The sequence below is a fragment of the Streptomyces sp. NPDC006309 genome, assembly GCF_040613095.1.
GTDB lineage: Bacteria > Actinomycetota > Actinomycetes > Streptomycetales > Streptomycetaceae > Streptomyces.
Window position 1 is genome coordinate 67,901 of sequence record NZ_JBEXRO010000011.1, and the last position, 13,694, is coordinate 81,594.

Genomic DNA, 13,694 nt, shown 5'->3' on the forward strand with positions numbered 1-13,694 from the left:
GTACGACCTTTCGCGTGTCGGCGAAACGGTGCACACGGCCCCGGGCCGCTCCGAGACTCGGCACATGCGCAGCTACCGGACCCTGTTCCGCACCCCGGAGTACACCCCGTTCCTGCTCTCCTTCGCCGCTTTTGCCGCGGCCCAGACGATCGGCGGCCTGGCCCTCGGCACGCTGGTGCTGCGGGCCACCGGCTCCCCGCTCCTGTCGGCGGTGAGCATGTTCGGCCCGCAGCTGGCGCAGTTGGCGGGGGCCACCTTCCTGCTCTCGGGTGCCGACCGCCTGCCCCCGCGCGCGATCCTGTCCGGCATCGCCCTCGCCTTCGCGGCCGGCACGACGGTGCTGGCGCTGCCCGGTCTGCCGGTCCGGGCGGTCTTCGCCGTCCTGCTCCTCCAGGGCCTGGTCGCGTCGCTGGGCGGAGGAGTGCGCGGGGGACTGCTGAACGACATCCTCACCAAAGACGGTTATGTCCTCGGCCGCTCGGTGTACAACATGCTCTGGGGCCTGACGCAGATGGCCGGTTTCGCGACGGGCGGCGCACTGCTCGCGCTGCTGCCCCCGCCGGCCTGCCTCCTCCTCGCGGCCGCGCTGTACCTGCTGGCGGCCCTCGTCACCCGCCTGGGTCTCACGGCCCGCCCACCCCGTTCCGCCGGCCGCCCGTCCATCTCGGCGACCTGGCGCACCAACGCCCTCCTGTGGTCCTCGCGCCCCCGCCGCCTGACGTATCTGGGGCTGTGGGTCCCCAACGGGCTGGTGGTCGGCAGCGATTCGCTCTACGTCTCCTACGCCCCCGGAGCCGCCGGCACGCTGTACGCGTGCGGGGCACTGGGCATGTTCGTGGGCGACATGGCGGTGGGCCGCCTCGTACCGCCCTCGGTGCGCCGCCGTATCGCGACCCCGCTGCGTCTGCTGCTCGCGGTTCCGTATCTGTGCTTCGTCCTGCGGCCGGCAGTGGCGCTGTCGGCCGTGGCCGTCACCGTGGCCTCCGTCGGCTTCGCCGCGGGTCTGGTCCTTCAGGAACGCCTCATGTCGCTCACCCCCGACGACCTCGCGGGCCACGCCCTGGGCCTGCACGCCACCGGCATGGCCGCCCTCCAGGGCGTCGGCGCCGCCCTCGCGGGCACACTGGCCCAGCTGACGTCCCCGGCCACGGCGATGACCTTGATGGCGGCTGGATCGGTCACCAGCACCGTGAGCCTCGCGGTGCTGGGCAGGCAGGAGGAGCGACGGTCGGCCGCGCCCGGTCCCCACCCGGGAGGCCTGTCGGAACCGGCCGCCGCGGACTAGGGCAGGAAGAGGCTGCGCTCCCTCGCTCGCCGGCGTCCTGCGCCTTCCGGTGCTTTTCGACTTTGCGGTCGGCGACGATCCCCGCTGTGGACCGGTGCCGGACAGGAACCGTTGGCGGCCCTCAGCCGGTGCCGGGCGGGAACCGTCTCAGCCCCGGTGCCGGGCGGGAACCGAGGCTCGCCCTCGCCGGCGCCGAGCACGCACCGTCCCCGCCCAACCGGTGCCGGGCGGGAAAACCGGTTCCGCCCCGCACCCGGTGGGCGTGTGTGCTCAGCCGCGGGGGCCCCGGCCGCGGCCCCCGCGGTTCCGGTTCTCGCCGGTGCCGCCCTGGTCGCCGTGCGGCTGCTCGTCGTAGGAGCCCAGCAGCTCGTCCGCCAGGGTCGGCAGGTCGTCCAGCGGGGTCTCCTCGGCCCAGTCGGAGCGCGGGCGGCGGCGCGGTGTGCCGTCGGCGTCGATCTGGGGCATCTCGCGCGTGTGCGCCTCGGAACCGTCGGGGCCCGCGCCCGGCCGCCGCCCGCCCGGCCGCTCGTCCCGGAAGAAGCCGGGCGGCACCCGGCCCGCCGGGTCGTCCTCCCGTACGGGCGGCAGCACGGCGGTCTCGTCGGCGGCACCGGGATGCGTCACCGGCGGCAGCTTGGCCGTGTCCTCCACGGACACCGGCGGCAGCTTGGCCGTGTCCTCGACGGACACCGGCGGCAGTACGGCCGTCTCGTCCGCCGCACCCGGCGTCACCGGGGGCTGCGGCAGCTCGGCGGTCACCTCGGCGTCGGCGTGGGGCCGCCGCGCTTCCTCGGCGGGGCCGCCGCGTTCCGCGCGCACCGGCCGCAGCACCGTGGTGTCGTCCGTGTCCCGGACGTCCCTACGTCGGTCGTCCGCGCCAGGTGAGACCACCGGCGTGGGGGCCGTGACCGCTTGGTCCGTCACGGCCGCCGTGCCCGGTGCCGCCGGGGTGCCCGGCAGCGGGGCGGTGGGCCTGCGGGCCGCCGCGTCGGCTGCCGCCGCGGCCTCGGCGGCCTGCCGACGGGCCTCCTCGGCCCGCAGCAACGCCTCCTCGGCCTTGCGCTGCGCCTCCAGACGGCGGGCTTCCTCCTCGGCACGCAACCGGGCCTGGCGGGCCTCTTCCTCGGCGCGCCGCCGGGCCTCCTCCTCGGCCTGCTTGCGGCGCCGTTCCTCCTCGGCCCTGCGGCGGGCCTCGGCCTCGGCGCGCGCCTTCTCCTCGGCGAGGAGCCGCTGCCGCTCCTCCTCCGCACGCCGGGCGGCTTCCTCGGCCCGCTGCCGGGCCTCCTCCGCCTGCCGTTCGGCCTCGCGCCGCTGCGCCTCTTCCAGCTCGCGCCGCTTGCGCTCCTCCTCCTCGGCGCGCAGCCTGGCGAGCTGCTCCTGGCGCTCGCGCTCCAGGCGCTCCTCCTCGGCCTTGCGCGCGGCCTCCTCCTCGGCCTTGCGGCGGGCCTCCTCCTCAGCCTTCCTGCGCGCCTCCTCGCGGGCCTTGACCTCGGCCTCGGACAGCGGCAGCACGATGTCCAGCCGGTGCCGGATCACGGTGGTGACGGCCTCGGGCTCCTGCCCGGCGTCCACGACCAGGTAGCGGCCGGGGTCGGAGGCGGCCAGCGTCAGGAAACCGGACCGTACGCGCGCGTGGAACTCCGCCGGCTCCGACTCCAGCCGGTCCGGCGCCTCGGTGAACCGCTCGCGCGCGGTCTCCGGGGAGACGTCCAGCAGGACGGTGAGGTGCGGGACGAGCCCGTCGGTGGCCCAGCGGTTGATGCGGGCGATCTCGGTCGGGGAGAGATCGCGTCCGGCGCCCTGGTAGGCGACGGAGGAGTCGATGTAGCGGTCGGAGATGACCACCGCGCCGCGTTCCAGCGCGGGGCGTACGACCGTGTCGACGTGCTCCGCGCGGTCGGCGGCGTACAGCAGTGCCTCCGCGCGGTGCGACAGGCCCGCCGAGGACACGTCCAGCAGGATCGAGCGCAGCCGCTTGCCGACCGGGGTGGCGCCGGGCTCACGGGTGAGCACGACCTCGTGGCCCTTGGCGCGGATCCACTCGGCGAGGGACTCGGCCTGGGTGGACTTGCCGGCGCCGTCACCGCCCTCCAGGGCGATGAAGAAGCCGGTCGTCGCCGGCGCCGTGACGGGGTCGTCGCCGCCCAGCAGCGCGTCCTTGAGGTCCTGGCGCAGCGGTACGCCGGACCGGTCGTCGACCTTGGCGAGCACCAGCGCGGCCACCGGCAGCAGCAGCGCGCCGACCAGCATCAGGGTGAAGGCGGCCCCGCCGTGGGCGAAGACGAACTTGCCGTTCTCCAGCCGGTGCGGGCCGATCAGCGCCGCGACCAGGGGCGCGATCAGGGCGCCGAGCGCTATGAAGACACGGACCACGGCGTGCAGGTGCTCGGTGGTGCGGGCCCGGCGGTAGTCCTCGGTCTCCTGGTCGAGCAGGGTGTGTCCGGTGTTGGCGGCCACGCCCGCGCCGGCGCCGGCCAGCGTGACGAGCAGCAGCACCGTGGTGACGTCGGGGACCAGTCCGGCGGCCAGCAGGGCGATGCCGGTGACGGCGATGGCGAGGGCCAGCAGGCGACGGCGGGAGAGCGAGGGCAGCACCGCGGCGGCGGTACGGATGCCGACGCCGACACCGCCGGTCAGGCCCAGCACCAGCAGGCCGTAGAGCACCGGGCCGCCGCCCAGGTCCTTGGCGTGCAGCACGCACACGGCGACGGCCGCCGCGATCGCGCCGGCGACCGAGGCACAGGCCGGGACGAGCAGGGGCACCGCGCCCGTACGGCCCTTGTCGACGCCGGTGCCGGTGCGCGGGCGGCGCAGGCCCTCCAGCGGGGACCGCGCGCGCGGGGTGCGGATGCCGGGCAGCTCCAGGGCGGTCAGCACGGACAGGGAGGCGGCGAACAGGCCTGCCGCCACATACGACCCGAGGGCCGCCTGGTGCTGGTCGAACCAGGCCACGCCGGTGCCCAGCAGGTTGTTCAGCAGACCGGCGACGACCAGAGCGGCGGCGGCCAGCGGGACCGCCAGGAACGTCGTCCGCAGCGCCAGGCGGCGCAGGGCGTCCAGGTGGTCCGGGAGCGGCCGTACCGTGGCGCCCTCCGGCGGCGGGGCCGGCAGCAGGGCGGGGCCGGCGCTCTCGCGGCACACCGTCCACAGCCGCTCGGCGACGCCGGTGACGAAGGCGGTGACGAGCAGGACGGCGAGCGCGTCGTCCGGGGTCCAGTCGATCCACAGGGGGGCGACGATCAGCAGCGCGGCGCGGACGCCGTCGGCTCCGACCATGGTCCAGCGCCGGTCGAGGGGGCCCTCCTGGGCGGTGAGCGCGGTCAGCGGGCCGAGGAGGACGGCGCCGAAGAGGAGCGTGGCGAGGATGCGTGCCGCGAAGACCATCGCGACCGCGAAGGCCACCCTTCGGTAGCCGCCGCCGAAGGCGCCCTCGGCGATCGCCGCCTGGAGGACCAGGACGACCAGTACGAGAAGGGAGAGGGTGTCGCCGACCCCACTGACCAGCTGCGCGCTCCACAGGCGCCTGAGCTGCGGTCGGCGCAGCAGGGAGCGGACGGCGCGTTCGCGGGAGTCCGCGACCAGGGCGTCGTCCGGTGCTGTGGGGTGGGCCGTTGGCTGCTCGGCTCGCGTCATGCGTTCAGCCTATCCGCAGCCGCCGACACCACACCTCGCCTGTCCTGGCATGCGCACGCCCCGACATCAAAGTGATGCCGGGGCGTGCGTGCACGAAGCCGGAGTGAAGGTTTCCGGTCCGGTCCGGGCGTCAGTCCTCCGTGCCGGAAGCCGCCGCACTGGTGGCCGTGGCCTTCTTGGCGGTGGTCTTCTTGGCGGCCGTCTTCTTCGTGGCCGCCGTCGTCTTCTTCGCGGCCGTCTTCTTGGCCGCGGCCTTCTTCGCCGGGGCGGTCTTCTTCGCCGTCGCCTTCTTCACGGTCTTCTTGGCCGGAGCCTTCGCGCGCTTCTCGGCGAGCAGCTCGAAACCACGCTCAGGGGTGATGGTCTCTACGCTGTCGTCGGAGCGGAGGGTCGCGTTGGTCTCGCCGTCGGTGACGTACGGGCCGAACCGGCCGTCCTTGACCACGACCGGCTTTCCGGAGACCGGATCATCACCCAGCTCCTTCAGCGGCGGCTTGGCCGCGGCCCGGCCGCGCTGCTTCGGCTGGGCGTAGATCGCCTGCGCCTCTTCCAGCGTGATCGTGAAGAGCTGGTCCTCGGCCTGGAGCGAACGCGAGTCCGTGCCCTTCTTCAGGTACGGGCCGTAGCGTCCGTTCTGCGCGGTGATCTCCACGCCGTCGGCGTCGGTGCCGACGATTCGCGGCAGCGACATCAGCCGCAGCGCGTCCTCGAGCGTCACCGTGTCGAGCGCCATGGACTTGAAGAGGGAGGCGGTGCGCGGCTTGACCGCGTTCTTGCCGGTCTTCGGGGTGCCCTCGGGGAGGATCTCCGTGACGTACGGGCCGTAGCGGCCGTCCTTGGCGACGATCGTGTGGCCGGTGGCCGGGTCGGTGCCCAGCTCGAAGTCGCCGCTGGGCTTGGCCAGCAGTTCCTCGGCCAGCTCGACGGTCAGCTCGTCCGGCGCCAGGTCGTCCGGGATGTCGGCGCGCTGGTGCTGTTCGGTGTCCTTCTCGCCGCGCTCGATGTACGGGCCGTAGCGGCCGACGCGGAGCATGATGCCGTTGCCCACCGGGAACGACGACACCTCGCGCGCGTCGATCGCGCCCAGGTCGGTCACCAGTTCCTTGAGGCCGCCGAGGTGGTCGCCGTCGCCGTTGCCCGCGTCCGCGGCGGCGGCCCTGACGTTGCCCTCGCCGAAGTAGAAGCGCTTCAGCCACGGCACGGCCTGGGCCTCGCCGCGGGCGATGCGGTCGAGGTCGTCCTCCATCCTGGCGGTGAAGTCGTAGTCGACGAGCCGGCCGAAGTGCTTCTCCAGCAGGTTGACCACCGCGAAGGACAGGAAGGACGGCACGAGGGCCGTGCCCTTCTTGAAGACGTAGCCGCGGTCGAGGATCGTGCCGATGATCGACGCGTACGTCGACGGGCGGCCGATCTCGCGCTCTTCCAGCTCCTTGACCAGGGAGGCCTCGGTGTAGCGGGCCGGGGCCTTGGTGGCGTGCCCGTCGACCCTGATCTCGTCGGCGGACAGCGCGTCGCCCTCGGAGACCTGCGGCAGCCGGCTCTCGCGGTCGTCCAGCTCGGCGTTCGGGTCGTCGGCGCCCTCGACGTAGGCCTTCAGGAAGCCGTGGAAGGTGATCGTCTTGCCGGAGGCGCTGAACTCGACGTCCCGGCCGTCGGCGGCGGCGCCGCCGATCTTGACGGTCACGCTGTTGCCGGTCGCGTCCTTCATCTGGGAGGCGACGGTCCGCTTCCAGATCAGCTCGTACAGCCGGAACTGGTCGCCGGTGAGGCCGGTCTCCGCGGGCGTGCGGAAACGGTCACCCGACGGACGGATCGCCTCGTGCGCCTCCTGCGCGTTCTTCACCTTCGCGGCGTAGGTGCGCGGCTGCGGGGGGAGGTAGTTCGCGCCGTACAGCTGTGTGACCTGCGCGCGGGCGGCGGTGATGGCCGTGTCGCTCAGCGTCGTGGAGTCCGTACGCATGTACGTGATGTAGCCGTTCTCGTACAGCTTCTGCGCGATCTGCATCGTCGCCTTCGCACCGAAGCCGAGCTTGCGGCTCGCCTCCTGCTGGAGCGTCGTCGTACGGAACGGGGCGTACGGCGAGCGGCGGTACGGCTTGGACTCGACGGACCGCACGGAGAAACGGGTGTTCTCCAGGGCGGCGGCGAGGGCGCGGGCGTTCGCCTCGTCGAGGTGGAGGGTGTTCGCGCTCTTGATCTGTCCCAGGGAGTCGAAGTCGCGGCCCTGCGCGACCCGCCTGCCGTCGACGGTCTGGAGGCGTGCGACCAGCGACGACGGGTCCGACGGATCGCCCGCGCGGCCGGTGCCGAAGGTGCCCGTCAGATCCCAGTACGCAGCGGAACGGAAAGCGACGCGCTCGCGTTCCCGCTCGACCACGAGGCGGGTCGCGACGGACTGGACGCGGCCGGCCGACAGCCGCGGCATGACCTTCTTCCACAGGACCGGCGAGACCTCGTAGCCGTAGAGGCGGTCGAGGATGCGGCGGGTCTCCTGGGCGTCGACCAGCTTCTGGTTGAGCTGGCGCGGGTTGGCGACGGCCTCGCGGATCGCGTCCTTGGTGATCTCGTGGAAGACCATCCGCTTGACGGGGATCTTCGGCTTGAGGACCTCCTGGAGGTGCCAGGCGATCGCCTCGCCCTCCCGGTCCTCATCGGTGGCGAGGAACAGCTCGTCGGAGTCCTTCAGCAGGTCCTTGAGCTTCTTGACCTGCGCCTTCTTGTCGGCGTTGACGACATAGATCGGCTGGAAGTCATGGTCGACGTCCACACCGAGGCGGCGGACCTCTCCGGTGTACTTCTCGGGCACCTCGGCGGCGCCGTTGGGGAGGTCGCGGATGTGCCCGACGCTCGCTTCGACGACGTAGCCGGGGCCGAGGTAGCCCTTGATCGTCTTCGCCTTGGCAGGCGACTCGACGATGACGAGTCGGCGGCCGCCCTCTGCGGTCTCGCTGGTCGGGGACAACTTCGCTCTTCTCTCCGGTCGACGCTGGGGCCTTCCAGGACCTTGGTCCCGGGGGCACGGCGTACTGCTGATCGTGTGACGCTGCGGAGTGTGACGCTACATCCCGCCCCCGTGTCAAACGGGAAAAGCCCACAACGGCCACTCGAACGGTAACCCGACTACCGCCATTCCTGCCGCCCGGACTACCTGGCAAATCCCGCCCCCCTGTCCGGAGCGTGATGCTCCCCTTACTCCCCGGACATGGTGCCGCCCGGTGTCAGAGGCGGGTCAGGCAGTACACACCGAGGGCCAGAGCCACCGTCCCGGCCACGCTGGCGACGGTGGCCGATGCGACCCGGCTCACACCGTCGGCCACCGGCTCGCGGTGCCGCAGACAAGCCCCGGTCCAGGCCAGCAGACCCGCTCCGAACAGGGCGAACACCACTCCGGCGAAGATCGCCGGCCCGCTCTCCATGCCCCGCCCACCTCCTGTGCGCCACCCGGCCGTGCCCGGCGCCCGGAGGGTGGCACGCGCGGGCGGCGGACAGGCGTCGCGGGGATGAACGGACGGCCGACGAGCCGCCGGATGTGCGTTCGGACACGTCGTCCCGGAACCCGGCACCCTATTTTTCCGGCCTTTTTCCCGTCACGGGCCAGTTCCCCTCCCCGCGGCACTCCCCGCGGCACCTCCGTGCGGCCTGTGCCGCGGGCATACGACGATGCGCGCGCCGGTCAGAACATGCTCCGCCGGCGCCTACGACAGCGCGGGCACAATCCGTACGCCACCGGCCCGCCCGGGCCCCTTCGTGCCGCGTCGCGCGCCCGCGCTCACGGCGCCGCGAGCCTCACGGTGCGCTGAGCGCGCGCCCGCCCGGGCTCCCCGGGTGCGCCCGGCTCAGCGCACCGGCTCCAGGAAGCCCTGCTCCACCAGCAGCCGGATCTGCGCCGGTGTCCGGTCGCGGAGCACCACCGGGTCCTGGCCGACGAGCTGCGCGATGGCGTCCAGGATGCGGCCGGCGCTCAGGGTGCCGTCGCACACGCCCGCGAACCCGGCACCGACCGTGTCCACCTTGGTCGCCCGGCGCATCCCGCGGTGCTGGCGCAGCACCACATGCTCCGGGTCCTCGGCACCGGGCAGCCCGACCTGCTCCTGGACCACCTCCGCGGCGAGCCGGAAGCGGCTGTCCAGCAGCGCCGCGTCATCGTGCGCCCGGAGATAGTCGAGGCGCTCGAAGTGCGCCCGGATCGCCTCGCCGAGGGGCTGCTCGACCGGGTGCGGCCACTCCTCCACGGTGACCGAGGGCTCGGCGGCCCCGGTGCCGCGCAGGGTGATCCAGCCGAAGCCGACCGCCCTGACCTTGCGCGCCTCGAACTCGTCGAGCCAGGCGTCGTACCGCGCCTGGTACTCCACCGGGTCCGCGCGATGGTCCCCGGCGTCCCGCAGCCACAGCTCGGCGTACTGCGTGATGTCCTGCACCTCGCGCTGCACGATCCAGGCGTCGCAGCCGCGCGGCACCCACGACCTGAGCCGGTCCTGCCAGTCCTCCCCCGCCACGTGCTGCCAGTTCGCGAGGAACTGCGCGAACCCGCCCTCGGTCAGCCGTTCCCCCGCCTGCTGAACGAGCGAGCGGCACAGATCGTCCCCGCCCATGCCACCGTCCCGGTACGTCAGCCGGGCGCCGGGAGAGATCACGAACGGCGGGTTGGACACGATCAGGTCGAACTTCTCGTCGTCCCGGACCGGCGCGAACAGCGAACCCTCGCGGAGGTCGGCGGCGGGCGCCCCGGAGAGCGCCAGCGTGAGCGCCGTGGTGTGCAGCGCGCGCGGGTTGAGGTCGGTCGCCGTCACGCGCGTGGCGTGCTGGACGGCGTGCAGCGCCTGGATGCCGGAGCCGGTGCCGAGGTCCAGGGCGGAGGCGACGGGCGTGCGCACGGTGATGCCGGCGAGGGTCGTGGAGGCGCCGCCGACGCCCAGGACGACCCCCTCGTCGCGCTGCCCGATGCCACCGGCGCCGCCCACCGCGCACCCCAGGTCGGAGACGATGAACCAGTCCTCGCCACCGGGGCCGCCGTACGGCCGTACGTCCACGGTGGCGGCCACCTCGTCGCCGCCCACGCGGGTGAGCCACCCGGCTTCCAGCGCCTCCCCGGCCGGCAGGATCGCCGCCACGCGCGCGTGGGGCACCGGTTGCTGGAGCAGGAACAGCCGTACGAGCGTCTCCAGCGGCGTGTCGCCGCGGGTCGCCCTGAGTGCGGGCACGGTCTCGCTGCGGGCCAGCGCCGCGTAGGCGGGGGCGCCGAGCAGGTCGAGCAGCCCGTCGGCGGTGAAGGAGGCGGCCAGCAGGGCGTCCCGCAGGCGCGCGGCGATGTCGAGCCGGTCGGAAGCGGGCAGGGGAGCGAGTCCGGAGTCAGTCACGTCCCCATTGTGGCCCGGGGCGGCTGTCCGGGCCGTCTGCGCACGGACCGGCCGCCGGCGTCAGCCGGCCGTCCCCTTCGGCGTCGCCCCGGCCGACCCGGACGCCGCCCGGACCTTGCAGCTGGGCTGCTCGGCCATCGCCGCCTTGACGTCGCCCTGTTCCAGCCGCTTCAGCGCCTGAGTGCCGCTGTTGCTCTGCTTGCCGACGTCTTCCGCCTGGGCGGCGGCGACCTCCTTGAGGCCCTTGGCGAACTTGCCCTGGTCCTTGGTGTCGAGCCCGTCGACCTTCTTCTTCAGGTCGACGTACGACGAGGAGAGTCCGGCCAGGTTCCTGGCGGCGTCCTGCTGCCGCTTGACGCCGTCGTCGATCCCGGGCGGCGCTCCGGCGTGACCGAGGGCGTCGGCGAGGGCCTTGTAACCGTCGGCCAGGTCCTGGAAGGCCTGTGCGTAGGTCTTCTGGGCGCTCTTCGGCGGGAGGTTGCTGTCCGTGGCGATGGACGCGATCGACGCGTTGGCCGACCGGATCTTCGCGTCCTGCGGGGGTACCGCGTCGCACACCTTCTTGGCCCAGGCGACCAGCTTCGGATCGGGCCCCTTGTCACCGCCGCCGCTGCTGCAACCCGACAGCGCCCCTACCAGTACCGCACCGCCGGACAGTGCGGCCGCGAGCTTCTTGTTCACCGGATCGGTCCCTTCCATGGCTCTCGGCCCCCGGAATCTACACGGCGGACGGCGGACCCCCCTCAACCGGACGGACCCTACGTAGGCTTTTGTGACTATTCGCACCAGGGGAGAGAAGGCTCACGGCGTACGCGGGCGCGCAAGAGGAGGCGGCCGGTCAACGCGTACACGGGCGCACAGGAAGCGGGCGGGCGGCGCGTCACCACGCGCCGCCCGCCCGCCCGTTGACCAGGCCTTGCCGACGGGACTACGAAACCACCGCCGCGTCCGGTGAGTTGGCGGCCCGCCCGGTGTCCTCCTCGTCGCCGACGGCGATCCCGCGCCGCTTGGAGATGTAGACCGCGACGACGATCACCAGCAGCGCGAGGACCGCGACCCCGATCCGCACGCCCAGGTTCCTGTCGTCGCCGTAGGAGAACCTGATCACCGCCGGTGCGATGAGCAGCGACACCAGGTTCATGACCTTCAGCAGGGGGTTGATCGCCGGTCCGGCGGTGTCCTTGAAGGGGTCACCGACCGTGTCGCCGATCACCGTGGCCGCGTGGGCGTCACTTCCCTTGCCGCCGTGGTGGCCGTCCTCCACCAGTTTCTTGGCGTTGTCCCAGGCGCCGCCGGAGTTGGCCAGGAACACCGCCATCAGCGTGCCCGCGCCGATCGCGCCGGCGAGGTAGGAGCCGAGCGCGCCGACACCGAGCGTGAACCCGATGAAGATCGGCGCCATGACGGCGAGCAGACCGGGTGTGGCCAGCTCCCGCAGCGCGTCCTTGGTACAGATGTCGACAACCCGTCCGTACTCGGGTTTCTCCGTGTAGTCCATGATCCCGGGGTGCTCGCGGAACTGCCGCCGTACCTCGAACACCACCGAACCCGCCGACCGCGACACCGCGTTGATGGCCAGTCCGGAGAAGAGGAAGACGACCGCGGCGCCCGCGATGAGGCCGACGAGGTTGTTGGGCTGGGAGATGTCCATCGACAGGGTCAGCGGCGAACCCGGCCCGCTGAGCGTCGCGCCGACGTCCCGCACGTTGGTGGTGATCGCGTCGCGGTATGACCCGAACAGCGCCGACGCGGCGAGGACGGCGGTGGCGATGGCGATGCCCTTGGTGATGGCCTTGGTGGTGTTGCCGACCGCGTCCAGGTTGGTGAGCACCTGCGCGCCCGCGCCCTGGACGTCACCGGACATCTCGGCGATGCCCTGCGCGTTGTCGGAGACCGGCCCGAACGTGTCCATGGCGACGATCACACCGACCGTGGTGAGCAGACCGGTGCCGGCCAGCGCCACCGCGAACAGCGCCAGCATGATCGACGTACCGCCGAGCAGGAACGCCCCGTACACACCGAGGCCGATGAGCAGCGCGGTGTAAACGGCCGATTCCAGGCCCAGCGAGATACCGGACAGGATGACGGTGGCCGGCCCGGTGAGGGAGGTCTTGCCGATGTCCCGCACCGGGCGCCGGTTGGTCTCGGTGAAGTAGCCGGTCAGCTGCTGGATGACGGCGGCGAGCACGATGCCGATGGCCACGGCGACCAGCGCGAGGATCCGTGGATCGCCGCTCTTGCCCCTGATCGCCGCGTCGGTGACGCCGTCCAGGTCGGCGTATCTCCCCGGCAGGTAGACGAAGACGGCGACCGCCACCAGCACGAGCGAGATCACCGCGGAGATGAAGAAGCCGCGGTTGATCGCCGTCATGCCGCTGCGGTCGGCGCGCCGCGGGGCGACCGCGAAGATGCCGACCATCGCCGTGAGCACCCCGATGGCCGGCACGAGCAGTGGGAAGGCCAGTCCGGAGTCGCCGAAGGCGGCCTTGCCGAGGATCAGCGCGGCCACCAGAGTGACGGCGTACGACTCGAACAGGTCGGCCGCCATGCCTGCGCAGTCGCCGACGTTGTCGCCCACGTTGTCGGCGATGGTCGCGGCATTGCGCGGATCGTCCTCCGGAATGCCCTGCTCGACCTTGCCGACCAGGTCGGCGCCGACGTCGGCGGCCTTGGTGAAGATGCCGCCGCCCACCCGCATGAACATCGCGATCAGGGCGGCGCCGAGGCCGAAGCCTTCCAGCACCTTCGGCGCGTCGGCCGCGTACACCAGCACCACACAGGAGGCGCCCAGCAGACCGAGCCCCACCGTGAACATGCCGACGACGCCACCCGTGCGAAATGCGATCTTCATCGCGGTGTGCGAGACGGTGGTGAGATCCTTTTCCGGTTCCCCTGCCGCCGGGGTGGCTTCCCGGGCCGCCGCAGCGACCCGCACATTGCTGCGCACGGCGAGCCACATGCCGATATAGCCCGTGGTCGCCGAGAAAACCGCTCCGATCAGGAAGAAGACCGAGCGTCCGGCCCGCTGATTCCAGTCGTCCGCGGGCAGCAGCATGAGCAGGAAGAAGACGGCGACGGCGAATACGCCGAGCGTGCGCAACTGCCGGGTGAGATACGCCTTGGCGCCTTCCTGGATCGCCTCGGCGATCCGTTTCATGCTGTCGGTGCCCTCGCCCGCCGCCAGCACCTGGCGCACCAGGATCCCTGCGACCGCCAGCGCGGCCAGGGCGACCGCCGCGATGACGGCCACGAGGATCCGGTTGTCGTCGGTCAGGACCGCAGCCGCGAGGGCTGTCGGGTGACCCAACTGATGTGAGGTGGAAAGCCCCGCCATTCGTCCTCCTTGACGCTTGGGCTGAGCTCAAGATGTGGACGGATTGTAGGTACCCCCGAGTGAACTAGACAGGGGACGGTAAACG

At 72.5% G+C, this 13,694-nt stretch carries 7 protein-coding genes; 1 reads left to right on the forward strand and 6 read right to left on the reverse strand.

Annotated elements, in window-relative coordinates; all coding sequences use genetic code 11:
* Positions 1 to 64 precede the first annotated feature (64 nt).
* Positions 65 to 1,285: an MFS transporter gene (locus ABZ117_RS16795; RefSeq protein ID WP_356821400.1), complete on the forward strand. Its 1,221-nt coding sequence runs from the start codon at positions 65 to 67 to the stop codon at positions 1,283 to 1,285.
* 270 nt (positions 1,286 to 1,555) lie between these two features.
* Here ABZ117_RS16795 and tmk read toward each other — a convergent pair whose 3' ends face one another.
* The 6 genes from tmk to ABZ117_RS16825 form a co-directional block, all read right to left on the reverse strand.
* A complete protein-coding gene (gene tmk / locus ABZ117_RS16800) occupies positions 1,556 to 4,918 on the reverse strand; it encodes a dTMP kinase (RefSeq protein WP_356821401.1) in 3,363 nt (1,120 codons plus the stop codon).
* Positions 4,919 to 5,048: 130 nt separating this feature from the next.
* The gene (topA, locus tag ABZ117_RS16805) at positions 5,049 to 7,880 is read right to left on the reverse strand and encodes a type I DNA topoisomerase (RefSeq protein ID WP_356821402.1); all 2,832 of its coding nucleotides are present in this window, start codon (positions 7,878 to 7,880) and stop codon (positions 5,049 to 5,051) included.
* Positions 7,881 to 8,136: 256 nt separating this feature from the next.
* Entirely contained in the window at positions 8,137 to 8,334 is a 198-nt protein-coding gene (locus ABZ117_RS16810) for a hypothetical protein (RefSeq protein ID WP_356821404.1), read from the reverse strand.
* A gap of 420 nt (positions 8,335 to 8,754) precedes the next feature.
* Positions 8,755 to 10,275, reverse strand: coding sequence for a class I SAM-dependent methyltransferase (locus ABZ117_RS16815; protein WP_356821406.1), 1,521 nt, complete (start codon positions 10,273 to 10,275; stop codon positions 8,755 to 8,757).
* 60 nt (positions 10,276 to 10,335) lie between these two features.
* Positions 10,336 to 10,956, reverse strand: coding sequence for a small secreted protein (locus ABZ117_RS16820; protein ID WP_356821408.1), 621 nt, complete (start codon positions 10,954 to 10,956; stop codon positions 10,336 to 10,338).
* Positions 10,957 to 11,203: 247 nt separating this feature from the next.
* Positions 11,204 to 13,609 carry a sodium-translocating pyrophosphatase gene (locus tag ABZ117_RS16825; RefSeq protein WP_356821410.1) on the reverse strand — a complete coding sequence of 802 codons (2,406 nt, stop codon included), beginning with the start codon at positions 13,607 to 13,609 and terminating at the stop codon, positions 11,204 to 11,206.
* Positions 13,610 to 13,694 lie beyond the last annotated feature (85 nt).

What these genes read in the sequence shown, in the direction of transcription:
- ABZ117_RS16825 (WP_356821410.1), bottom strand. Translation starts at nt 13,609, where the DNA reads ATGGCGGGGCTTTCCACCTCACATCAGTTGGGTCACCCGACAGCCCTC.
- tmk (WP_356821401.1), bottom strand. Translation starts at nt 4,918, where the DNA reads ATGACGCGAGCCGAGCAGCCAACGGCCCACCCCACAGCACCGGACGAC.
- ABZ117_RS16810 (WP_356821404.1), bottom strand. Translation starts at nt 8,334, where the DNA reads ATGGAGAGCGGGCCGGCGATCTTCGCCGGAGTGGTGTTCGCCCTGTTC.
- ABZ117_RS16795 (WP_356821400.1), top strand. Translation starts at nt 65, where the DNA reads ATGCGCAGCTACCGGACCCTGTTCCGCACCCCGGAGTACACCCCGTTC.